The organism is Sphingobacterium lactis (genome assembly GCF_011046555.1).
Lineage (GTDB): Bacteria > Bacteroidota > Bacteroidia > Sphingobacteriales > Sphingobacteriaceae > Sphingobacterium > Sphingobacterium lactis.
Map to the genome: position 1 here is coordinate 1,287,075 of NZ_CP049246.1, position 24,057 is coordinate 1,311,131.

Here is a 24,057-nt window from a genome sequence, read left to right on the forward strand (position 1 = left end):
CTTTTCTTCCAATAACATGTCAATGATGGAATCATCCATCAAAAGGTATTCAGGTGCCTATATCGGCGGTGTCCACCTCTTCCCATTCCGAACAGAGAAGTTAAGCCCGCCAGAGCCGATGGTATTGCCGTAACAGGTGGGAGAGTAGGTCGGTGCCTAATTTTATACAGAAGGCCATCCTTGCAAAGGGATGGCCTTTCTGTTTTTATAGTATTGAGATGTGAGTATTGAGATGTGAGAGGGAGTATTGAGATGTGAGTATTGAGATAAGAGACGCATGCGTGCCGGAAAGGATACCATGGGTCTTTTTACATTTATAGTATTTAGATCTTAGATGTGAGATATGAGGCACATGTGTGCCGGAAAGGATTCGATTTATCTTAATACTTAATACTAGCTGCTAAATACTATTTTGCACTATCCAAGCCTTTCTATCTCAAATCTCACATCTCAAATCTCATAATCTAAGTTTGCTATCTCACATCTCACATCTCACATCTCCCATTTAACTGAAATCTTCCCCATTTTCCTATATTTAGTCGTTAGATTGTATTTTTTTATCCTTAAGTTAGTAAGCAACATGTTTACGCGCGAATCATAAAATATTCTGCTAATCGCGCAATTTTAATTTCTCAATAAATAATAATCCTACTTTTATATATTTTTTCTTTCTTTATTGAATTTCAATAGCTATATTTAACTTTTAGGCCTGCATATTGCTTGTTTTTAAATCAACCGATAAAGTAATTGTATTTATGGATCCAATTAAAGTTGCCATTATTGATGACAATATCTTATGTCGTCAACTCTTGATGTTACAATTGGCTGCAATTGAAACAATAGAAATTGAGGTTGTTTTTCAGACCGATACCCTGGTTGGTATCCATGATCGCCTAAGTACCGATACCAAAATTGATCTCTTTCTGTTGGATATCATGATGCCCGAAATCGATGGTATCGCAGGAATTGGGATCTTAAAGGAGATGTTTCCCCGCATTCCGATATTCATGGTTTCCGATGTACAGGACCTGGCTGTCATCCAGCAATGTATCGTAGCCGGTGCACAGGCCTTTATTCCAAAAGGTTCATCCGTATCCCAATTGATGCGAACGCTGATCGGTATCCTGATGAATAAAGAACACCACATCTGTCCCAAGCTTACCAAATCTATATATCAAGGGATCCATGCGCAAAGTGCCCTGCATATCGATCTGTCGGTAGATGAATTGGAATTGGTGGATCAGGTCTTTCAGGGGAAAAGCTTGGAGGTAATCAGTGAAATTCTGGAAAGACCGTTTTGCTATGTGCAATCGATGATCCTGGAGGTGCTACGGAAAATGAAACTGCCGACAAATGCCTGCTACCTTGCGGGATAAACCGCTCAGCTATTGGGATTTCTACCCATTTTTAAACCGATCAACTGTTCTTAACCCTAGTATAATAATATTATTACACGATATTAATCCTTTTTTCCCTATTTTTCGGTAATTCTGAACTGATTCAGATAGCATTTTTGCAACCTAGGAATGAAAAGAACATCTATTATTGTGATCGTCATATCGGTCCTCATCGTGGCCGGTTTGGTATTTTACAGAATTCATACGAACAAGGAAAAAGAGGAAAAGCAAAATGGACCTGCTGGTCCGCGGACAGCTGCCAAGGTATATGGCAAAGTGATCCAAGGGCAGCCGTTTTCTGATTTCCTGTCCCTTTCCGGCGCCATCGAGGCTGATGAACAGATCGAGATCCATACCGAGATTTCGGGAATCGTGGAGTCCATCAACTTCTCCGAGGGTGGTCGCGTATCGCAAGGTCAGGTGCTGTTGCGCATCAATGATGCCGAATTGCAGGCACAGCTTGCCCAAGCGCAGACCCGCAATAACCTCGCCGCAGAAAATGAGCGCCGAGCGAAATTACTGTTGGAGAAGGAAGCCATCTCTCAGGAAGAATACGATATCGCCAGTGCAGATTTCCGTACGGCGCAGTCCCAGATCCAACTGATCCGGGCGCAGTTGAGCAAAACCGTCGTTAAGGCACCATTTTCCGGAACCATCGGTTTGCGGAACATTTCCAAAGGAAGCTATGTCACACCGACCTTGAATATCGCTCAATTGGTGAATACCAATAGATTGAAGGTTTCATTTTCCATCCCGGAGAAATATGCGAGCAAGGTTCGTGTAAACAACCAGATAAAATTTAATGTGCAGGGTGACTCTTCGGTATATACCGCACGGATCTATGCCACGGAGCCTGCGGTGGAGGCCAATACCAGGACCCTTCTCGTCAAGGCGATGACCTCCAGTCCGAGTGGTCGCCTTATCCCGGGAACCTTCGCCAATATTGTCTTTCCGTTGGAAACCCTTGATGACGGATTGTTGGTACCGGCGGAAGCCTTGATTCCCGTGCAGAATGGAAAGAAGCTATTTGTGATGCGGAATGGCCTGGCTTCGGAAGTCATGGTTGAGACCGGTGCGCGGACAGAAGCCGACGTGCTGATCACATCGGGCATCCAACCCGGCGATACCGTATTGACCTCGGGGGTTATGTCCCTACGAAATAATGTGCCCGTTCAAGTAAATCTACGCTAACTGGATCCGCATGAGTTTATCTACCCTAAGCATAAAACGCCCGGTTCTGACCATCGTCATGAACATATTGCTGATCCTCTTTGGGATTATCGGCTATACGTTCCTGGGGATTCGGGAATTCCCATCCATTGACCCCGCGCAGATCTCCGTTCGGACGAACTATGCCGGTGCCAATGCCGATATCATTGAATCACAGATTACCGAACCTTTGGAGAAATCCATCAACTCCATTGATGGCATCCGGAATATTTCATCCTCCTCCAACCAAGGTTCCAGTAACATCACTATAGAATTTAACCTGGGCAAGGACCTTGAAGAAGCGGCCAACGATGTCCGCGATAAGGTGTCCCAAGCCCTACGGAGTTTGCCGCAGGACATCGATGCGCCTCCGGTGGTATCCAAAGCCGATGCCGATTCGGAGCCCATCATCACCATGACCATGCAGAGCTCCACCAAAAATGTTCTGGAGCTATCGGATTACGCCGAGAATGTGATATCCCAGCGGCTGCAGACCATACCTGGCGTGAGTTCTGTTCAGATTTGGGGGCAGCGCAAGTATGCCATGCGCCTGTGGATCGACCCTGTACGGTTAGCCTCCTATGGATTGACGGTGCTGGATGTCCGGTCTGCCCTGACCACGCAGAACGTGGAACTGCCATCCGGAAAACTGACGGGCGCAAATACGGAACTGGCGATCAAGACCATCGGAAACCTGGCCACCGAAGAAGAATTCAACGATATCATCATCCGTTCGGATAACAACCGGATCGTTCGCCTCTCCGATGTCGGTAATGCCGCATTGGAAGCAGAAAATTTTGAGACCAAGATGTCCGATTCCGGATATCCCATGGTCAGTCTTGCCATTATCCCCCAACCCGGCACCAACTACCTGGAAATCGCCGATCAGTTCTATAAGGAATACGACAAGCTGCAGCAGGAACTGCCGGAGGGATTTGAGCTGAATATCGCCATCGATAATACCCTGTTCGTGAAGAAAGCGGTATTTGAGGTGTTGGAAACGCTTGTGATTGCCATTGTTCTGGTCGTAATAATTATCTATATCTTCTTCCGTAACTGGTCGATCGCTTTCCGTCCGCTCATCGATATTCCAGTATCCCTGATCGCGACCTTCTTTATCATGTACCTGTGTGGGTTTTCCATCAACGTATTGACATTGTTGGCGATTGTCCTAGCAACCGGATTGGTGGTCGATGACGGTATCGTCGTAACGGAAAATATCTTTAAGAAAGTGGAAGAGGGGATGTCGCCAATCGAAGCGGCCATTAAGGGGTCCAACGAAATATTCTTTGCGGTCATTTCCATTTCCATCACCTTGGCCGCCGTTTTCCTGCCGGTTATTTTTCTGGAAGGTTTTGTGGGGCGATTATTCCGCGAATTCGGCGTCGTCATCGGGGCAGCCGTCCTGATATCGGCTTTTGTATCCCTGACCCTGACGCCCATGCTGAATGCCTACCTAATGAAAGGAGGGGAGCAGACTAGGTCCAAATTCTATACCCGTACGGAAAAATATTTTGAACTGATGAACACGGAATATGCAGGTGCACTGAAAGGTTTCCTGCGATTCAAATGGTTGAGTTTTGCCACCATTGCTGTGTGTTTCCTCCTGATCTATTTCTTCTATATGCTGTTGCCGAAAGAAACGGCACCCTATGATGACCGGAGTTACATCAGCTTACGGGCAACTGCTCCTGAGGGTGTATCCTACGATTATATGGATCGGTTTATGACTGACCTGACGATGTTGATCAATGATTCCGTACCGGAGAAAAAGGTCAGTCTGGTGATTACTTCGCCGGGTTTTGGCTCGGCTTCTTCCAACTCCGGATTTGTGCGGCTGGGGCTGGTGCAGCCCGAGGAGCGTGAGCGTTCGCAACAGGAAATTGCCGATCACCTCTCCAAATTGGTGCGCGGTTATTCGGAAGGGCGGGTTTCTGTTTCCCAGCAGCCAACGATTTCCGTGAACCGAAGAGGCGGAATGCCGATACAGTACATAATCCAAGCACCAAATTTCCAAAAACTGGAGGAGAAGATCCCAGAGTTTATGGAAGAATTGGCTAAGGATAAAACGTTTTCTATGACGGATGTCAACCTCAAGTTCAATAAACCGGAGGTGTATGTGAATATCGATCGGGAGAAGGCCCAGACCTTGGGAGTCTCCGTATTGGATGTCGCGCAGGTGCTGCAGATGTCCCTGTCCGGCCAGCGATTCGGTTATTTCATGATGAACGGTAAGCAATACCAGGTGATGGGTCAATTCGATCGGAAAGATCGATCTACGCCCATGGATCTGGCTGCAATCTACGTGAAGAACAACCGTGGTGAATTGATCCAGCTGGACAATATTGTCGATATTGAGGAACGCAGTAGTCCGCCACAATTATTCCATAACAACAGGTACATGTCGGCCACGGTTTCCGCAGGTCTGGCGCCTGGGAAAAGCATGGGTGATGGCATTGATGCCATGGAAGCGGTGAAGGCGAAGGTACTCGACGAAACCTTTACCACGGACCTTGGTGGAGAGTCTCGAGATTTCGTGGAGAGTGGATCCAATACCATGTTTGCCTTTGGTCTGGCGGTGATCCTGATCTTCCTGATCTTGGCGGCGCAGTTCGAGAGTTTCATCGACCCAATCATCATTATCATTACCGTGCCGATGGCCGTGGCGGGAGCCATGTTCTCCCTTTGGCTTTTCGGACAGACCTGGAATATCTTCAGCCAAATCGGAACGATCATGCTGATCGGTCTGGTAACCAAGAACGGAATCTTGATCGTTGAATTTGCGAACCAATTGCGCGAGGAAGGCTATTCGAAATATGACGCTGTTCTACATGCCTCTGAGGCACGACTGCGTCCGATCTTAATGACGTCCCTGACCATTGCACTTGGTGCATTGCCGATTGCGCTCAGCTTGGGTGCCGCATCCACCAGCCGTGTCGGTATGGGGGTTGTGATCGTCGGAGGGACTATGTTTGCATTGGTACTTACGTTGTTCGTGATTCCTGCCTTCTACCTGATGATGTCTCGGGAGAAGAAAGTACATCCAGAACTTAAAGAAATTGAAGAGTAAGATGAAGAAGACCATTAGTATACTATATATATGGCTGTGTGGCTTTGCGGTCTGCTCCGCACAGGGATTGCTAACCGTAAAGGATGCCGTGCAGATCGCATTGGAGAACAATTACGAAATCAAGCTTTCACAGAACGACCTCCGCATTGCGGAAGAAAACACAACACCCGGCAATGCCGGTATGTTACCTAACGTGACGGGAAACTTTTCCCAGAACAACAGTGTGATGAATTCATCACAGGTGCAGGCCAGTGGAGAAACGCGCTCCTTGAGCAATGCGAAGAATAACAATATGTCCTACGGTGTGAGCATCGGCTGGACAATCTTTGATGGCTTGGCGATGTTCTCGCGCTATGACCAACTGAAGGAATTAAAGAAACAGGGTGAATATGAATTGAAGCGGACCATATTGACCAAAGTGTCCGATGTGATCTCAACGTATTATACCATTGTGGAGCAGCAGAACCTGTTGCATGCCATCGATTCGAATATCAATATTTCCAAGGAACGGTTGAAAACCGCCGAAAACAGATTCATGATCGGAAAGGCTTCCCGCTTGGAGGTGCTGAACGTACAGGTGAACCTGAATGAAGACGAATCCAGCAGATTGCGGCAGGCCAATGTGGTGAAGAATCTGAAGATCAACCTGAACAGCCTGATGGCACGCGACCTCGCAGAAGAATTTGATGTTGAACGGGAAGTCGAGTATGACGACACCTTAATCTTTGGGGAGCTATTGGAAAAGGCCAAGGTCTATAATCCCGATCTGCAGATCATCGCAATCAATAAGCGGATCGCTGAGCTGGAGCTGAAGCGTATTAAGGGTGGTCGATATCCGACGATTCGCTTGAACACGGGTTATAATTTCTCCGAATCGGAATCCAGTTTGGGTTTCGTTTCGAGTTCAAATTCACGGGGACTCAATTATGGCGTAACGGCTTCCATCAATATCTTTGATGGTTTTAACCAACGACGCAATGAGCGTGTAGCGCAGATTGCGATTGACAACGCGGACTTGATGATCGATCAGCAGGACCTGCTTATACGCACCGCCATGTCCACCGCTTATGAAACCTACCAGACCAACCTTTCGTTGGCCCGATTGGAGGAGAATAATGCGCAGATCGCCCGGCAGAACCTGAACATCACAATGGAAAAATACCGGATCGGTACGATCTCCGCCGTGGAATTCCGGGATGCGCAGGAGAACTTTATCAATGCGGTTTCACGCTTTAATTCTTCCCGGTTGCAGGCTAAACTATCCGAACTACAGTTGAAGGAAATGATTGGAAATATCAATCTATAGCCTTTGTATCAAGATTATGACAGCAGAGCAAACGGTTGTGCAAATTGGACAAACGTTTGCGTTGGTTAAATGTTTTTGTTTTCATCAAAAAGCTATTATTATTGTAATAGTGCTTTGATACTCAGAGCCGTTGACCAAATTAAACCCTTTGGTAATTTGTGATAAATCAAAATTTGACTGTTTAGTTTGTTTTAAAATAGGTGATTTATAGGGGGACAATGTCCCCCTTAATTTTGTAACTTGTATTGATATTAAATTTATACTATGAATAACTCACGTAGAGATTTTTTGAAAAAGGCATCGATCCTATCCAGTGTAGCGATTACCCTGCCTTCTTTGCAAAATGAGGCTTTTGCAGCTCCTAACTTTAACATGTCTGGATTTGCGGCGCCTAAAATAGATAAAGTGAAGGTGGCCATTATCGGTTTGGGTATGCGCGGACCGGGTGCTGTGGATCGTATTTCCTACATTGAGGGAGCTGAGATCGTAGCCCTATGTGATAAGCATGCAGACCGCGTGACCAAAGCACAAACGATCCTGACGAAAAAAGGATTGAAAGAAGCGAAGGCCTATTCCGGTGAGGATGGTTGGAAAACCATGTTGAAAAATGAGGAATTGGATCTGGTATATATCTGTACGCCTTGGGAATACCACGCACCTATGGCTATTGCTGCCATGAAAGCAGGTGCACATGCTGCAACTGAAGTGCCGATCGGTTTGACGATCTCAGAAATCTGGGAAGTAGTGAAAACATCAGAAGCGACCAAAAAGCACTGTATGATGTTGGAAAACTGTTGCTATGACTTCTTTGAAATGTTGACCTTGAACATGACCCGTCAGGGTATGTTCGGCGAATTGGTGCATGCAGAAGGTGCTTATATCCACGACTTATTGGATCTGAATTTCAATAAGAAAGGGTATGATAACATGTGGCGCTTACGTGAGAACATCAAGATGAACGGTAACCTTTATCCGACACATGGTATCGGTCCGGTAGCACAATGTATGAACATCAACTATGGGGATAAGATGAACCATTTGGTAGCCATGCAGTCCAACGATTTCATGATGGCAGACCGTGCTAAGGAGTTGGCCGCGCAGGACGATTTCTATAAAGAATTTGTAGGCAAGCGTTACAGAGGTAACATGGATACAACCTTGATCAAAACGGAAAAAGGAAAAACCATCATGATTCAACATGACGTTACTTCCCCACGTCCGTATTCCCGTATTCACTTATTGAGTGGTACAAAAGGATTTGCACAGAAATATCCGAAAGAAGGAATCGCATTCGGACACAGTTTTGTGAAACCGGAAGAATTGAAAGCATTGTACGAAAAATACACACCGGAGTTGGTGAAATTCATCGGTGAGCAAGCGAAACAAGTAGGTGGTCACGGTGGTATGGACTTTATGATGGACTGGAGAATGATCGACTGTCTACGTAACGGTTTACCATTGGATCAATCGGTTTACGATGGTGCTTCTTGGAGTGCAATCGTGCCATTGAGTGTTGACTCCGTAGCGAAGAACAGCAGAACGGTGGAGATTCCTGATTTCACACGTGGAAATTGGAAAACCAACAAACCGCACGATATGACATTGAACGGTGGTGGTAACACCAAGATCCGTGCTAAAGTAGAAAGCAAGGACGTTCAATTGAATGTTGGCTAATTAGTCGACAATTAAATTAAAAACAAAGAGGTGGCTTTTAAAGGCCGCCTCTTTGTTTTTATTCCCAAATGCTCCTTGCCACTACCCAACCTGCCGTTGCTTTTTTACGCTTAAGCCCCGCGCTTCTGCGTTAATATTGTTAAATTCGTGAAAACATGCCTTCATGATCATCAACCGTCCGTTTCATATCTTGTTTTTGCTGTTGCTCAGTTTAGGGCTGTCCGCTCAGGTTCCGACGCAATCGGCCATTGATTCGCTGACCTGCCACGACGTTCCTGTTCCGGGTAGACGAACGCTGTTGCAGCAGGACAAGCCGGTTGCTTCAGTTTCGGAAGGAAATGGGGACATGGTGCTGATTAAGGGAGGCGCCTTTCGGATGGGATCTCAGCACTTTGCCGATGCCCAACCTGTGCACGATGTAGTCGTTTCCGATTTTTACATGGATGTACATGAGGTGACGAATGATCAGTTCGCAGCTTTTGTGGAAGCCACGGGATATGTAACGGTGGCCGAACGGCCATTGGATCCAAAAGATTTTCCTGGGGTGGATACATCCATCCTTGTTCCTGGGTCTGCTGTTTTCCGATCGCCAGCTAAAACTGCTGGCTTGAACAACCACCTGCAGTGGTGGGAATATGTGCCGGGAGCAAGTTGGCGACACCCTGAAGGACCTGACAGTAACTTGGAAGGAAGGGGTGACCATCCAGTCACACAGATTGCGTATGCGGATGCTGAAGCGTATGCCGCATGGGCCGGAAAGAGGTTGCCGACTGAGGCCGAATGGGAATATGCCGCTAAGGGGGGCAAACATACGGATGAAGAATACTATTGGGGCAAGGAGAAACTCATTCAGGGAAAGTGGATGGCCAATATTTTTCAGGGCAGATTTCCAGTGGACAACACCAAAGAGGATGACTTTGAAAATACGGCGCCGGTGAAATCCTTTCCGCCCAATCCGTACGGCCTGTATGATATGGAAGGTAATGTATGGGAGTGGTGTGCTGATTATTACCGAGCAGACTATTACGCCGATAGTCCTAGGATCAATCCCCGTGGTCCATCGACAGCGCACGATCCCCAAGAGCCAGGATTGGTCAAGCGCGTCCAAAAAGGTGGATCATTTCTATGTACCGATCAATATTGTGAACGGTATAAGGCGGGAAGTCGAGGCAAGGGAGAAGTCAATTCTCCTACAAATAATGTCGGATTTCGCTGCGTAAAAGATTTGTAATGATACAAATTGTTATAAACCAAGCCGATAAGTCAATCGATTATTAAAAAAATTTGAGATCATTACATTCGACCGCCAATTAATTTTTTAAATTAATAATTTCCCAACTTTCCCATATAATTTACTGCACAACCGATTTTTTTTTGACTGATCAAAATTGCTAAATCTTATTACTGCAATAAAAATATAGAAGTTTTATTCAAAAAAGTTTTCAAATTAAAATATTTTAACTTTCTTTATAATTAAATTTAGGTTTGTATATTTTGACTTTGTTGGACTATACTTCAGGATTCTAAAAAAATATAGTTTATAAAATACTTTAGAATTACATTTTTTTCAAAAAAAATAGCATCTTGCAGTTGTAGAGTTATTTATGGTAAATCTACGCACCAATATTAAGCTGAAAACAATAAACAATTCAAAATAGCAGAACTCTTGTTCTGTTAGGTATTAACCATTTTTTACTAATTAAACTTAACAAGCGAATGAAACAAAAACTTTTACTCCTCTTCGTGGCCTTTGTTTTCTTATCGAGCTATGCTTTTGGGCAAAGTCGGGAAATTACGGGCCGGGTTACCTCTGCCGCTGACTCCAGACCCTTAGCCGGGGTTACGGTCCTTGTGCAGGGTACCAATCAAGGAACGCAGACCAATGCGAATGGTGCGTTCGAAATTACGGTGCCAAGTGCGGATAGCCGTTTGGTGTTTTCCTATGTGGGCTATCAGAATCAGGTGATTACCGTCGGTAGCCGTGCGCAGATCAATGTCGAGTTGGTGAGCGACGACGAAACTTTGGATGAGGTCGTTGTAACGGGCTACCTCGTACAATCCAAAAAGAGCTTTACAGGGTCTTCGGCTAATGTAACCGGTGATAAGGTTGCTAACCGTCCTTTGCAGAGTTTCACGCAGGGTCTGACTGGTCAGGCTTCAGGTGTGAATGTGGTACAACCTTCCGGGGTGTTGAATAACCCGCCAGTTGTCCGTGTTCGCGGTCTGAGCTCCCTGTCCCTCAATTCCTTCCCTTTGGTGGTTGTTGATGGAATTCCAGTGTCGACTTCCGATGTGTCGCAGAACTCGGCTGCCAATAACCCGCTGGGTGATATCAACCCAGAGGACATTGAGTCCGTTAATATCCTGAAGGATGCGGCTTCTACAGCGATCTATGGTTCGCGTGCCGGTGCCGGCGTTTTGGTAATTACCACCAAGCGCGGTAAATCAGGTGATGCAAAGTTCGGTTATGATGGTTGGGTGGGTACTTCCTCGGCAGTGCGCCTACCGGAATTGTTGAATGCTGCACAATACATTCAGCACAAAAACCAAGCGATTGCAAATGCCAGAGCCGTAAACCCAGGGTTGCCACAGGGCTCCTATCCAAGTGAAGGTGGTTTCTTTGAAACCAAAGATGAGAATGGCAATGTGGTCGACACTCGTTGGTATGACTATGTATATCAAAATGCCATTTCCCATAACCATAACCTGAATGTTTCCGGAGGTACGGAAAAAACATCCTACTTCTTCTCTGGAAACGTTTCGGACCAACAGGGGATCTTGGTAAACAATAAATTTATGCGCCGTGCTCTTCGTGCCAACGTGGATCATAAGATTACAGATTGGTTCAAATTGGGTTCATCCATTACCTATACCAACAGTGAGAACAGCTCGCCGAACAGTGGATCTGTTCCGGGGGCAGCATTCAATACTTCCGGATTAGGACGTATTGCCGTGGTACAGGCACCTAACGTGAGCCCGTACCTACCGAATGGTGATTACAGTGTCAATGGAGCATCCATTGGAAAAGGGGCAAACGTATTGGCACCGAACTATCCAAACCCATTGCCTATTATCGACCTTGATAAAAACCTTTCTGAGACGAATCGTTTGTTTGCCAATATCCATGCGGACATCAATATCCTGAAAGATTTGAAATTCAGCAGTAACTATACCTGGGATCTTCGGAACACCAATAACGAGCAGTTCTGGAACCCGATCAATGGTGACGGTCTGGGCTATGGTGGTTATGCCTATAACAACTCCTCCAAAGCCAACAACTGGATTTTCATGAACAACTTGGTGTACAACAAGCGTTGGAACGACCACAATTTTGTGGTTTTGGTGGGTCATGAGTCACAGTTGACCCGTATCGATGATTGGGGTGCAGTACGTACCGGCTTGACAGACCGTTATTTCAACCAATTCCAAGGAGGTTACAAAAACAACCTACCGGGCGGAAATGGAATTTCGGAACATGCATTTGAATCCTACCTGTCATCCATCAACTACGATTATGCAGGTAAATATTACATCACCGGTAACTTCCGTCGTGACGGTAACTCTGCCTTAGCCAAGAAAAATCGTTGGGGTAACTTCGGAGGTGCGTCCATCGGTTGGACAATTTCTGAAGAAAACTTCTTTAAGGATGGCGGATTGGGTAAAGTATTCAGCAACATGCGTTTCAAAGCCAGTTGGGGTCGTGTAGGTAATGGTAATATGCCAATCCTTTACGGTGCTTACAACTTATACACATCTGGGGTATACGGTCAAGATGGCTATGTATTCTTTAACCAAGCTGGAAATGATGACCTGAAATGGGAATCCAGTAGCCAGACCAACGTAGGTGTTGATTTCGGCTTGTTCGACAACCGCTTAACTGCCGAAGTGAACTACTACAACAAGAATATCGACAACATGATTCTGGCTGTTCCGCAAGCACCTTCAAAAGGTGTACCTGGAAACTCCATTCTGATGAACGTAGGTTCCATGTTCAACCGTGGTTTTGAATTCTCGTTGAATTACCGGGCAATTTCCAATGACAACTTCACATGGAACACCAACCTGAACTTTGCAACCAATAAAAACGAGGTGGTGAAATTGTACGAAGGCAGACCGATTATTTCGACTACAGCTGCTTTAGAGACAACCAGTATCACACAAGAAGGAATGTCTGCTGCACAGATTTACGCCGTGCGCACCGCGGGTGTAAACCCAGAGAATGGTCGCCGTATCTTCATCAATAAGAATGGCGAACAGGTGCAGTATCAGCACTTGGCACCGGCAGGAACACCAGCTTACTCTTACCTTGATGGTCGCCCTGCTGCTTCCATTGCCGATCAGGCTGTTGCTTTGGGCAATACCTTGCCTACATGGTTCGGCGGTTTCAACAATAACTTCCAGTACAAGAACTTTGATATGGCATTGAATTTCACCTTCTCCGGTGGTAACTATATCTACAATGGTTCTCGTGCAGGTTTGTTGGATCAACGGATTTGGAACAACTCTACAGAGGTATTGGAAGCATGGTCAGAAACCAATAAAGGAGGAAGCATCCCTAGACCAATCTACGGGGATAACATTTCCAATGGTTCGGCATTTGCAATCGAGGAGAATGTTGAAAAAGGTGATTTCTTACGCCTTCAGACAGCAACCTTGGGTTACCGCTTGCCAAAGAACCTAATCGAGCGTGCGAAATTCAGCAATGTACGGTTATACGTTTCGGTGAACAATGCTTTCTTGATTACGAAGTATACTGGTGTCGATCCGGAAATTTCATCAAATGGTAACAGCAATTTAGCATCTGGTGTTGAGCGTAACTCCATTCCTAATGGACGTACATTCACATTTGGGGTAAATATTGGACTATAATAACAGCGAAAAATGAAAAATACTTTTAAAAATATATATCGATTTTCCAAAGTTGCCCTGGCAATAGCTTTACTGGCAGCGTCGACCTCCTGTGGCAAGGACTTTTTGGACAGAAATTCGGAATTGGATATTCCGGAAGAGCAGATCAGTGCGGAGGCATTGCGTGTAGAGGGTCAGGTTAATGGTCTGTATGCGTCATTGAAAAATGGTGCGCTCTACGGCGGACGGTACTTGATCTATAACGACATCCGTGGGGAAGAATTCCTGAATAGGGGTGGAAACAACGTTACGGGATATTCCGTGTACCAGTTTTCGAACGATCCATCAGATAGTTATGTTGCCGGTTTCTGGATTCAGGCCTACGTGACCATCAACCGTGTGAATATTTTCCTGGATAATATCAGTAAAGTATCAGATGATATCGTTCCAGCGGAGAAGAAAGCGCAATACATTTCGGAGGCGAAATTCATCCGTGCAATTTCCTATTATACGTTGGTCCAATTGTTCGCCAAGCCTTATGCTGCCGATAACGGTGCATCCCAAGGCGTGCCGTTACGCTTGACACCTGAAAAATCGGTGGACAACAATGCCGCACAGCGAGCAACCGTAAAGGCTATTTATGACCAGATCCTGAAGGATTTGAACGAGGCCGAGCCAACTGCAGTGGCAAATTATGGGGATGCCTACAGAAGAGGTACGCGCGTGCACAAAAATACAGTGATCGCGTTGAAGACCAGGGTTTACCTGGCCATGAAGAATTTCCCGAAAGTAATCGAGGAAGCGAATAAAATCGTATCCCCAAATGCACCATTTACTGCAACTTCAGGTGTGCCGCACAAATTATTGGAAAAGATAGAGTCGGTTTTCGCGGATAAGACCAGTGATGAGCGGATTTTGAGTTTCCCTTTTGAATTGACGAATATCCCAGGTACACAGAACCAACTTTCCTACTATTACAACATGGGAAATATTGAGTACTACCTGAATAAAGGCACGACCGGTATTTATGCGAATCCAAACTGGCCAGAAACGGATGCGCGAAAATCTGCATTAACAGGTGTAGCTTCAGGGTTTACCATCCTTAAGAAATATACGGACGTAGGTACGTATCTGGATTGGGTGCCGGCCATCCGCTATGCGGAAGTGTTGTTGAACCTAGCAGAAGCGGAAGCAGAGGTTGGAGACCAAGGACGTGCATTGGCCTTATTGAAAGCCATTCGCAATCGTTCCGATGCCGCCTATACGTTCCCTGCTTTTGCAAGCCGTTCGGCATTGGTGGATGCCATTCTCCTGGAAAGAAGGATAGAGCTTCTGGGTGAAGGATTCAGGGCTCCTGACCTTCAGCGTAGAAATTCTCCGATCAATTCCGTAGGGGCAGGACGCCTTGTGCAGCCGAATGATGATCACTATGTGTTCCCAATTCCATTGCGTGAATTGATTGACAATGTGGATATCAATAAGTAATCTCAAATAACCACAAACAAGAAGAGGAGGGCATTGCCCTCCTCTTTATTTTTATCACGTTTTTAAATTATTGTGCATTTAAGAACATGGATTTTTTGTTGTACAATTCTCTGAAGTGTGGGTCGTTCAAATCATCGATGAAACGGATCGCTTCACCTGTTGATTTCATCTCAGGGCCCAACTGCTTGTCTACTTCTGGGAATTTCGAGAAGGAGAATACAGGTTCCTTGATGGCATAACCCTTCAACTTGCGTTCGATAGTGAAGTCGCTAAGTTTGTTCTCGCCCAGCATGACTTTCGTTGCGATATTGATGTACGGTACGTCGTATGCTTTCGCGATGAAAGGAACGGTACGTGACGCACGTGGGTTGGCTTCGATTACATAGACGTTCTCATCTTTGATCGCGAATTGGATGTTCAGTAGTCCCCTTACATTCAATGCTTTCGCCAATTTTACCGTATATTCTTCCATTTTGTTCTGAACATTTTCAGAAAGACTGAATGGAGGCAATACAGCTGAGGAGTCACCTGAGTGAATACCCGCAGGCTCAATGTGCTCCATCATACCGATGATGTGTACATCCTCGCCATCACAGATGGAATCCGACTCGGCTTCTTCCGCTCTGTCCAAGAAGTGGTCGATCAGGATGTGGTTACCCGGTAGGTTCTTCAATAGGTTCACTACCGCTTTCTCCAAGTCCTCATCATTGATCACGATACTCATGCCTTGTCCACCCAATACGTAGGAAGGACGAACCAATACCGGATATCCAACCTCATTAGCTACCTGGATCGCTTCTTCAGCAGAAGTTGCTACGCCATATTTCGGATAAGGAATATCCAAATCTTTCAATAGATCGGAGAAGCTTCCGCGATCTTCCGCCAAGTCCATGTTGCTGAAGTTGGTACCGATGATCTTCACACCGATCTCTTCCAGCTTTTCAGCCATCTTCAATGCTGTCTGACCACCTAATTGAACAATTACACCTACTGGTTTTTCCAATTCGATGATCTCGCGAACATGCTCCCAGAATACCGGCTCGAAGTATAGTTTATCCGCCATGTTGAAGTCTGTAGAAACCGTCTCCGGGTTACAGTTCACCATGATCGCTTCGTAACCACATTCTTTTGCGGCCAATAGGCCGTGCACACAGGAGTAGTCGAATTCGATACCTTGACCGATACGGTTCGGGCCTGATCCCAATACGATGATTTTCTTGCGGTCTGAAGATACGGATTCGTTCTCGTCCTCAAAGGTCGAGTAGTAATATGGTGTATGCGCCGGGAATTCAGCAGCACACGTGTCAACCATTTTGTAAACACGTTGAATGCCTAATTCCTTACGTCTTGCATATACTTCATCTTCTGTTGTGTTGCCCAATAACCAAGCGATCTGTACATCGGAGTAACCTTTTTGCTTCAAGGTCATGAAGAAATCGCGAGGGATATTGTTCAATTGGTATCTGCGCAATTCGCCTTCCAATTGTACCAATTCCTGGATCTGCACCAAGAACCATTTGTCGATCAAGGTAGCCTTGCGGATGGATTCCAAAGGAACACCAAGCTCGAATGCATCCTTGATGTGGAACAAGCGGTCTGCACTTGGGTGCTCCAAGCTGTGCATGATCTCTTCCAAGTTTCTGGATTGGCGACCGTCAGCACCTAATCCGGCGCGTCCTGTCTCCAGGGATTGAGCTGCTTTCTGTAAAGCCTCGATGAATGTACGGCCAATCGCCATCACTTCACCTACAGCTTTCATCTGCAAGCCTAATTCTTTATTTGCACCTTTGAACTTGTCGAAGTTGAAACGTGGAACCTTAACGATTACGTAGTCTAAAGTCGGTTCAAAGTATGCTGATGTATTTTTAGTGATCTGGTTCTGTAGTTCGTCCAAGTTGTAACCGATCGCCAATTTTGCAGCGATCTTTGCAATTGGGTACCCTGTCGCTTTGGAAGCTAGGGCTGAGGAGCGGGATACACGTGGGTTGATCTCGATCGCAATGATTTCTTCGTTTTCCGGATTAACGGAGAACTGCACGTTACATCCACCTGCAAAGTTACCGATCGAGCGCATCATTTTGATGGCTTGATTACGCATGTCTTGGTAACATTTGTCCGATAGGGTCATTCCCGGTGCTACTGTAATGGAATCGCCGGTATGGATACCCATAGGGTCGAAGTTTTCGATCGTACAGATAATGATTACGTTATCGTTGGTGTCGCGAAGCAATTCAAGCTCGAATTCTTTCCAGCCCAATACCGCTTGTTCTACCAATACCTCGTGGGTAGGGGATGCGTGTAGACCTCTGTTCAGGGCCGCATCAAAATCTTCCTTCTTGTGCACGAAACCACCTCCGGTTCCAGCAAGTGTATAAGAAGGGCGGATTACCAAAGGGAATCCGATAATCTGTGCAGCTTCTTTACCTTCCAAAAAGGAGTTTGCAATCTTGGAAGTTGCTACACCCACGCCGATGTCCACCATCAGTTGGCGGAACTCTTCGCGGTTTTCAGTCTTTTCGATGGCTGCGACATCCACGCCGATTACCTGTACATTGTATTTGTCCCAGATGCCACGGTTTGAAGCTTCAATACAAAGGTTCAAAGCGGTCTGACCACCCATGGTCGGAAGAACGGCATCAATCTGGCGTTCCTGCAAGATCTGCTCGATACTTTCGCATGTTAAAGGTAGCAAGTAAACATGGTCGGCTACGACATTATCGGTCATGATCGTAGCAGGGTTTGAGTTAATAATGGATACGGAGATTCCTTCTTCTTTCAAGGATAAAGCCGCTTGTGATCCTGAATAATCGAACTCACAGGCCTGACCAATGACAATAGGTCCCGATCCAATGATTAATACCGAATTGATGGAGGTGTTTCTAGGCATTATTTTTTAATTCAAATAGTTAAATACAAATAATTATGCGGACTGCTGCAGACAGGATTGCCTTAATGAGAGGTGATTATTCCGACTGCTTTGTCGGAGTGCAAAGTTACATTTTTATTTTAATAATGAACGAATTATTTCATGGAAAAAAATGTGGTTGAATTCGGAAGAGGGGACCGGTAAACCGAACTTTCCAATCCCCTCACTGATCCTTAATAAATGACGATCTCATCCGCGAATAAGTATCCCTTCATGGGATTGGTTGCCTTAATGCGGATATAGCGTGCCATGACGGGTTTGTTGGGCTTGACAGTGAACACCTGAAATTTCAATGCCGGATCGGTCGTGCCAACTTGGTTGATCACGGTGCCCAAATCCCGATACGTCTTGCCGTTATCCGAAACCTGCACCTTGAATTCTCCAGGAAAATACACCCCAGGACCGGGAACCTGCATGAAGCGGAGAGCCACCGATGCGATTTCCTCGCGACGCTCGAAATCCACCGTGACATCGAAATTGTTGATGAAGCCCTGCCATTGTCCATCCTGATACGAAAGGCCACCTTTGGTGCCGTTGGTTAAGGTGGATTTTCCCTGTGCGGGATAGCCTTCCCAAGGGCGATTGTAAATAACTTCTTTCCCGATCGCCTTATGCATATCAAGCTCGACGGTCTCAATGGGACTGACGCGCGTGGAATCTAGGAACGAAGCCGCTTTCACGGTTGCCGTTTTGGCGAGTTCAATCGGAAGATTGTAGGTGGTGGACGATGCGTTCGGATCGGATCCGTCAATCGTATATTTGATATTGGGCACAAATTGCTCGGAAGCAAAGGTAACTGTATTCTTTGCTTGCAGGGAGTCATACGCTACGGTGCTGATTACGTTATAGGATGGTCGGTAGTAATTGACTTCCAACTTTTGGAGAACTGGATAATGGCTCTGCAATCGCTTCTTGAAATCTTTCCACGATTTATTTTCTGGAGAAGTCCATACGACTTCAGATAAGGCAAGAGCTCTCGGGAATGCCATGTACTCCACATGTTGATAGGTGTTCATGTATTCTGTCCATACATTGGCCTGCGCGCCCAGGATATGTTTCCTTTTGTCCTCGGCGATGTCTTCCGGAATAGGGTCATAACTATATACCTTTTCAAGTGGAACAAAGCCGCCGAGTGCTTCGGGTTGTGTCCGCGGGTCAGTTTGGTAGGTGTCGAAGTAAAGGTATCCTCCAGGTGTCATGATCACATCGTGACCTGCATTCGCCGCTTCAATGCCTCCTTTTTCGCCACGCCAGCTCATGACCGTTGCCCCTTCGCTTAAGCCACCCTGCAATATCTCATCCCAGCCGATCAACTTTCTGCCTTTGGACTGCAAGTATTTATCCATTTGCCGAACGGCGTAACTCTGCAATTCCTCTTCCGATTTCAACCCTTCTTTCTGCTTCAAAGCCTGACATTTCGGGCAAGTCTTCCAATGGGATTTATCCGCTTCATCACCACCGATATGGATATAGGTCGATGGGAAGATCGTCATGACCTCGTCCAGCACATTTTTTAGGAAAGTATAGGTTCCTTCGTTTCCAAGGCAGAGCTCACCCTGGGTATAGGGCTTTCCTGTACAGGATAACTCAGGGTAGACAGCTAGTACCTCTTCGGAATGTGCGGGCATTTCAATCTCGGGGATGATCTGGATGCCACGTTTTGCTGCATAGGCCACCAGTTCCCGTGCCTGTTCTTGGGTGTAATATCCACCACTGGCATTTGGGCTCCCTTGATCAACATACTGTCGGCCATTGTTCCACCAGTCCTTCCATGTACTGTGGGTTCTCCAGGCCGCTTTCTGTGTCAGCTCGGGGTATTTTTTAATTTCCAGTCGCCATCCAGCACCGTCCGTGAGGTGCCAATGGAAGTGATTGAATTTGTACAGCGCCATCAGGTCGATGTATTTTTTCAGAAAGGTAAAGGGCATAAAATTTCGGGAAACATCGAGATGAAGTCCTCGATACGGAAAGCGGGGGCTATCCTCAATGCGTGCAAAAGGGAGGTGCTGGCCCTTGTTCAAAAGCGTCAATTGCAAAAGACTCTGCACACCGGAAATCATCCCGCTGGGGTTATGCGCTTTGATCAAGACACCACTTCCATCGATTTCTAGTAAATAGCCTGCTTCCGGAATATGGTCAAAGTCCATGGCTTTGAATAAGCGTATGCCGTTACTGTGTTGCTTCTTTAATTTCTTGACCAGTTCCTGCTCGCCAATCTGAATCCCCTGGATGTTTAGAATCAGGTCCTTGACTTCCGAAAATTCGGCGACATAATATAGATTTAGGGGCGCTGCTAGCGATAACTGCCCTTCCTGAAGCAAGCTTTTTGTAGGTCGTGGTATAATATCGATGTTCGTTTGCTGTGCAGATACGACTAGTGGGAAGCAGAAAATGAAGGCAAGGCAGATCAGCAATTTTGTATTCATGGAAGCTGGAATAGGTGATACAATAGACAAATATCCTAAAAAATTACTACTTGAATAACAATAAATTCGGGCGCTAAGTTTTTATGAGATTAACATAACATTCATTTCCTATTAATAATGTAAATATGATTAACTTTGTGGCATGATTGAACTACCCGTAATTCCTGCAAACCAAACGCAACGTAAACCAGATTGGTTACGTGTTAAATTACCGGTTGGTAAAGAATACCGCCATGTGAGAAGTTTGGTAGATGAGCATAAGCTACATACGATCTGTGAGAGTGGTAACTGTCCTAACATGGGTGAATGTTGGGGAGCAGGTACGGCGACCTTTATGATCCTGGGTAATATCTGTACCCGTTCATGTTCTTTTTGTGCTGTTGCTACGGGTCGTCCACTTCCGGTTGATCTTGATGAACCGAACCGTGTTGCGAATTCCGTGAAGTTAATGGGTGTCAAGCACTGTGTAATTACTTCGGTTGACCGTGACGATCAGAAAGATGGGGGCTCAACGATCTGGGCAGAGACTATTCTGGCCATCCGCCGTGAAAGTCCGGAGACGACACTGGAAACCCTAATTCCCGACTTCAAGGGACAATGGGATAATTTGGACCGCGTTTTGGCGGTACGTCCGGAAGTTGTTTCCCACAACATTGAAACTGTGAGACGCCTGACCCGTGAAGTACGGATCCAGGCAAAATATGACCGTTCCTTGGAATGTCTTCGTCGTATTGCGGAAGCAGGACTTCGTACAAAATCAGGTATCATGCTTGGCCTTGGCGAGACCGAAGAGGATGTTATCGAGACCATGCAGGACCTTTACAACGTCGGTGTGAATATCCTGACCATTGGGCAATATTTACAGCCTACGAAGGCACACCACCCAGTAGTGGATTGGGTAACACCACAGCAATTTGAGAAATACCAGAAAATCGGATTGGAAATGGGATTCAAATATGTAGAATCCGGACCGTTGGTAAGATCATCTTACCATGCGGAAAAACACCTGTTCGACATGCAATAACATAGAAAGATCCTTAGTAAATGCTAAGGATTTTTTATTTTTAAGGATATTTACCAATCCACAGCACATGTTCTGGCGTATAATCCTGATACCTCTGTTTCTTTTTCTTACGCTTGCGCTTGCGGTATCCGCTATCCTATATGCCTTTCTCATCTTGAATTGGGATGTCAATTGGCCAATGTGGGCCACGTGGCTCCTGCCTTTCTCCAGTAGCTTGGTGCTGCTCTGGGTATGTAAAGAACGCCTATTTAAATCGATCCGAAGTAAAATTCAAGTATTCAGCGTGATGGATTTATCTGCCTTGATCCTGTTCAGCAGTCTGCCGCTTTTGGTCAGCAGCCTATTCGGTCCCCTATCCGAAAGCATCCGCTATAACCTGGGACATGTCAAAACCATTCAAGATATTCAAGAGCTGGGACCGCACGAAAGCCCCAGTTTCCTGGAGGTCTCCAATTGGTACACCGATAAACTATTGGTGTTGCCCATTCAGACTGTCGACGAGAAGTTTGGGTTTTTCCAGAAGAAATATGAGCTGTCAAGCTTGTTCCTTGTCCCGATTTTTCAATATGATGATGCTTATAAAACACATGCCCGTGCGTGGATGGCTTTTGAATACAGCGAAGTGCTGACTCAGGAAGAGGTGGAAGGAAAGGGGGCAGAAGAGTTTTTCCGCAGTGCCTTGATCCATTTTCAGCGACTCCAAATCCGTGAATTCCGATACCTGGAGCTGTATCCGCGTAATAAATTTTATGGGGTTTTTCAGCAGTTGGTATATGGGCACAAATTCTTCAGCAGCGGTTTTGCTGCCATCTATAAAGGACAGGACGTAGATCGGGACTATTTATCCGCCTATTACCTGAAGTATTTCTTATTTCTTTTGGCGCTGATCGGTCTGCCGGTCCTGCTGTTGCTATCCGGGTTGCTTTATGCCCTTCAAAGGTATGGGCAAAAAAAGCCACCTACCTTACCCAGCCTTTCGGATGAACACGGATTCCCCGGCGATTACCGTGCGTAGGGTCTTGATGTTGCGTAACTTTGCAACATCCGCAGCCATGATATCTTCTTCCAGGATGATAAAATCCGCATCCTTACCTTTTTCGATGCTTCCCCTTTTCTTCTCTTGAAAGCAGGAGTAAGCGGCCCAGATCGTCATGCCACGAAGGGCTTGTTCCCTACTGATGGCATTTTCCATTTGGAAACCGCCTTCTGGATAGCCTTTGCTATCCACACGTGCCACTGCCGCGTGGAAACCATACAACGGATTGAAATGTTCCACGGGGAAATCACTGCCCAACGCCAGTAGACCATACTCATCCAGTAATTTTTTGTAAGCATAGGCTCCTTTGATCCGGTACGGTCCGATGCGGTCCTCCGCCCAGTACATATCGGATGTGGCGTGGGTAGGTTGTACAGAAGGGATGATATGGAATTGCTTGAATTTATCGAAATCACCCGGTGCGATAATCTGCGCATGCTCGATCCGCCAGCGGCGCTCCTGATTATCCTTCAGGTACTTGCCGTAGGTGTCTAAGATGATGCGGTTTGCTGAATCCCCGATGGCATGGGTGTTCACCTGGAAATTACTGTTGGCTAACCGTTTGATGGTCTTGTCAAATTCCTCGGGATTTTGGAGCAGGAAACCTTGGGTTGGTGCATCATGGTACGGGTGGAGGAGACATGCTCCGCGGGATCCAAGTGCCCCGTCGGCCATCAGTTTAAAGGAGCGTACGGTAAGTTTATCCGACTCGTAGGTGCCTGATCGCAGGAATTCTTTGATGCTTTCAGGTGTCGCCATAACCATGGCATAATCGCGTATGGCCAACGAATCTTCGTTATAGAAAATCTTTAGGGATTCTATTTGATCTTTTGTTAATCCGGCATCTACGATGCTGGTCAGTCCTACGGATAGCAGCGAGTCCTGTGCACGGCGTAGGATCTTGAGCAGGGCGGAATTCTGTTGTTTGGGAATGTGGTTTTTCACCAACTGCATGGCATTGTCCACCAGGATGCCGTCCGGTATGCCTTCCTCATTGATGGAGATCAAGCCGCCATCGACCAGATAGGCACTGTCCAGGCCAGCTTTTTCCAAAGCTTTTCCGTTGACCAAGGCAGCGTGGTAATCCACACGGGTTAAGTAAATAGGTGTTTCAGGGAAGTATTTATCCAGGCTGTCCCGTGTTGGGAAGTCCTTCGTTTCCCAAAGGTTCTGGTCCCAACCGTTTCCGATGATCCATTTCTTATCTGGATTTTTGGTCTTGTAATCCTGTATGCGGGCAATGACCTCATCAAAGGATGTTGATCCCAAGAGACTGACCTCATCCATTGCTTCTGCCAGCATGAAAAAATGGGCGTGGGCGTCGTAAAAACCCGGATAGATAAATTTACCTTGTGCGTCAATCTTATCTTTTGCGTCGTATTTATTCAATAAATCCTGACCATCGCCGAGTTCAACGATTACCCCGTTATTGACGGCAAACGCCTCCACAATGGAAAATGCAGAGTCTACAGTGTACACTTTGGCATTGTAAACGATCAGATCGATTTGCTTATTGGTGGTACAGCTTGCGAAGAAGCCAATGAGAAATAGAAATAGAAGGTTAGTATTAAAATTTTTCATTATCCATACACTGAATAACAAATGTACTAAGAAAAAGGCAGAAAAGGCGGGAATAGAAAAAGCTTCTTTTAAAAT

At 46.0% G+C, this 24,057-nt stretch carries 13 protein-coding genes and 1 rRNA gene; 11 read left to right on the top strand and 3 right to left on the bottom strand.

Annotated features, from left to right (window positions below; genetic code table 11):
* The first annotated feature begins 49 nt into the window (after positions 1–49).
* The 9 genes from rrf (at position 50) to G6N79_RS05665 (ending at position 14,989) form a co-directional block, all read left to right on the top strand.
* Positions 50–161 (top strand): 5S ribosomal RNA (gene rrf, locus G6N79_RS05625).
* A gap of 594 nt (positions 162–755) precedes the next feature.
* Positions 756–1,376, top strand: coding sequence for a response regulator (locus G6N79_RS05630; protein ID WP_103906699.1), 621 nt, complete (start codon positions 756–758; stop codon positions 1,374–1,376).
* Between the two features lie 150 nt (positions 1,377–1,526).
* Positions 1,527–2,588, top strand: a complete 1,062-nt coding sequence (locus tag G6N79_RS05635; protein ID WP_103906700.1) for an efflux RND transporter periplasmic adaptor subunit — start codon at positions 1,527–1,529, stop codon at positions 2,586–2,588.
* Positions 2,589–2,598: 10 nt separating this feature from the next.
* On the top strand, positions 2,599–5,676 hold the full coding sequence (locus G6N79_RS05640) for an efflux RND transporter permease subunit (protein ID WP_103906701.1): 3,078 nt from the start codon (positions 2,599–2,601) through the stop codon (positions 5,674–5,676).
* Position 5,677: 1 nt separating this feature from the next.
* Positions 5,678–6,982 carry a TolC family protein gene (locus G6N79_RS05645; protein WP_103906702.1) on the top strand — a complete coding sequence of 435 codons (1,305 nt, stop codon included), beginning with the start codon at positions 5,678–5,680 and terminating at the stop codon, positions 6,980–6,982.
* Positions 6,983–7,246: 264 nt separating this feature from the next.
* Positions 7,247–8,656 (top strand): Gfo/Idh/MocA family protein, encoded by a 1,410-nt coding sequence (locus tag G6N79_RS05650; protein ID WP_103906703.1) that lies wholly within the window; start codon positions 7,247–7,249, stop codon positions 8,654–8,656.
* Positions 8,657–8,819: 163 nt separating this feature from the next.
* Positions 8,820–9,887 carry a formylglycine-generating enzyme family protein gene (locus G6N79_RS05655; RefSeq protein WP_103906704.1) on the top strand — a complete coding sequence of 356 codons (1,068 nt, stop codon included), beginning with the start codon at positions 8,820–8,822 and terminating at the stop codon, positions 9,885–9,887.
* A 485-nt stretch (positions 9,888–10,372) separates the two neighbouring features.
* Positions 10,373–13,525, top strand: coding sequence for a SusC/RagA family TonB-linked outer membrane protein (locus tag G6N79_RS05660; RefSeq protein ID WP_103906705.1), 3,153 nt, complete (start codon positions 10,373–10,375; stop codon positions 13,523–13,525).
* Positions 13,526–13,537: 12 nt separating this feature from the next.
* Positions 13,538–14,989 (top strand): RagB/SusD family nutrient uptake outer membrane protein, encoded by a 1,452-nt coding sequence (locus tag G6N79_RS05665; protein WP_103906706.1) that lies wholly within the window; start codon positions 13,538–13,540, stop codon positions 14,987–14,989.
* 67 nt (positions 14,990–15,056) lie between these two features.
* On the opposite strand, the gene carB is transcribed toward G6N79_RS05665, so the two are convergent.
* Together carB and G6N79_RS05675 are read right to left on the bottom strand one after the other, a co-directional pair.
* Positions 15,057–17,876: a carbamoyl-phosphate synthase large subunit gene (gene carB / locus G6N79_RS05670; protein ID WP_103906707.1), complete on the bottom strand. Its 2,820-nt coding sequence runs from the start codon at positions 17,874–17,876 to the stop codon at positions 15,057–15,059.
* A 212-nt stretch (positions 17,877–18,088) separates the two neighbouring features.
* A complete protein-coding gene (locus G6N79_RS05675; RefSeq protein ID WP_103906708.1) occupies positions 18,089–20,341 on the bottom strand; it encodes a glycoside hydrolase family 20 protein in 2,253 nt (750 codons plus the stop codon).
* 142 nt (positions 20,342–20,483) lie between these two features.
* Here G6N79_RS05675 and lipA point away from each other — a divergent pair, with 142 nt between their 5' ends.
* Positions 20,484–21,365, top strand: coding sequence for a lipoyl synthase (gene lipA / locus G6N79_RS05680; protein ID WP_103906709.1), 882 nt, complete (start codon positions 20,484–20,486; stop codon positions 21,363–21,365).
* Positions 21,366–21,432: 67 nt separating this feature from the next.
* Complete coding sequence (locus G6N79_RS05685) at positions 21,433–22,380, top strand: hypothetical protein (protein ID WP_103906710.1); 948 nt, start codon at positions 21,433–21,435, stop codon at positions 22,378–22,380.
* Here G6N79_RS05685 and G6N79_RS05690 read toward each other — a convergent pair.
* On the bottom strand, positions 22,330–23,982 hold the full coding sequence (locus G6N79_RS05690; RefSeq protein ID WP_103906711.1) for an amidohydrolase: 1,653 nt from the start codon (positions 23,980–23,982) through the stop codon (positions 22,330–22,332). The genes G6N79_RS05685 and G6N79_RS05690 overlap by 51 nt on opposite strands.
* Between the last annotated feature and the right edge of the window lie 75 nt (positions 23,983–24,057).

What these genes read in the sequence shown, in the direction of transcription:
- carB (WP_103906707.1), bottom strand. Translation starts at nt 17,876, where the DNA reads ATGCCTAGAAACACCTCCATCAATTCGGTATTAATCATTGGATCGGGA.
- G6N79_RS05685 (WP_103906710.1), top strand. Translation starts at nt 21,433, where the DNA reads ATGTTCTGGCGTATAATCCTGATACCTCTGTTTCTTTTTCTTACGCTT.
- G6N79_RS05640 (WP_103906701.1), top strand. Translation starts at nt 2,599, where the DNA reads ATGAGTTTATCTACCCTAAGCATAAAACGCCCGGTTCTGACCATCGTC.
- G6N79_RS05655 (WP_103906704.1), top strand. Translation starts at nt 8,820, where the DNA reads ATGATCATCAACCGTCCGTTTCATATCTTGTTTTTGCTGTTGCTCAGT.
- G6N79_RS05650 (WP_103906703.1), top strand. Translation starts at nt 7,247, where the DNA reads ATGAATAACTCACGTAGAGATTTTTTGAAAAAGGCATCGATCCTATCC.
- G6N79_RS05635 (WP_103906700.1), top strand. Translation starts at nt 1,527, where the DNA reads ATGAAAAGAACATCTATTATTGTGATCGTCATATCGGTCCTCATCGTG.
- lipA (WP_103906709.1), top strand. Translation starts at nt 20,484, where the DNA reads ATGATTGAACTACCCGTAATTCCTGCAAACCAAACGCAACGTAAACCA.
- G6N79_RS05690 (WP_103906711.1), bottom strand. Translation starts at nt 23,982, where the DNA reads ATGAAAAATTTTAATACTAACCTTCTATTTCTATTTCTCATTGGCTTC.
- G6N79_RS05660 (WP_103906705.1), top strand. Translation starts at nt 10,373, where the DNA reads ATGAAACAAAAACTTTTACTCCTCTTCGTGGCCTTTGTTTTCTTATCG.
- G6N79_RS05645 (WP_103906702.1), top strand. Translation starts at nt 5,678, where the DNA reads ATGAAGAAGACCATTAGTATACTATATATATGGCTGTGTGGCTTTGCG.
- G6N79_RS05665 (WP_103906706.1), top strand. Translation starts at nt 13,538, where the DNA reads ATGAAAAATACTTTTAAAAATATATATCGATTTTCCAAAGTTGCCCTG.
- G6N79_RS05675 (WP_103906708.1), bottom strand. Translation starts at nt 20,341, where the DNA reads ATGAATACAAAATTGCTGATCTGCCTTGCCTTCATTTTCTGCTTCCCA.
- G6N79_RS05630 (WP_103906699.1), top strand. Translation starts at nt 756, where the DNA reads ATGGATCCAATTAAAGTTGCCATTATTGATGACAATATCTTATGTCGT.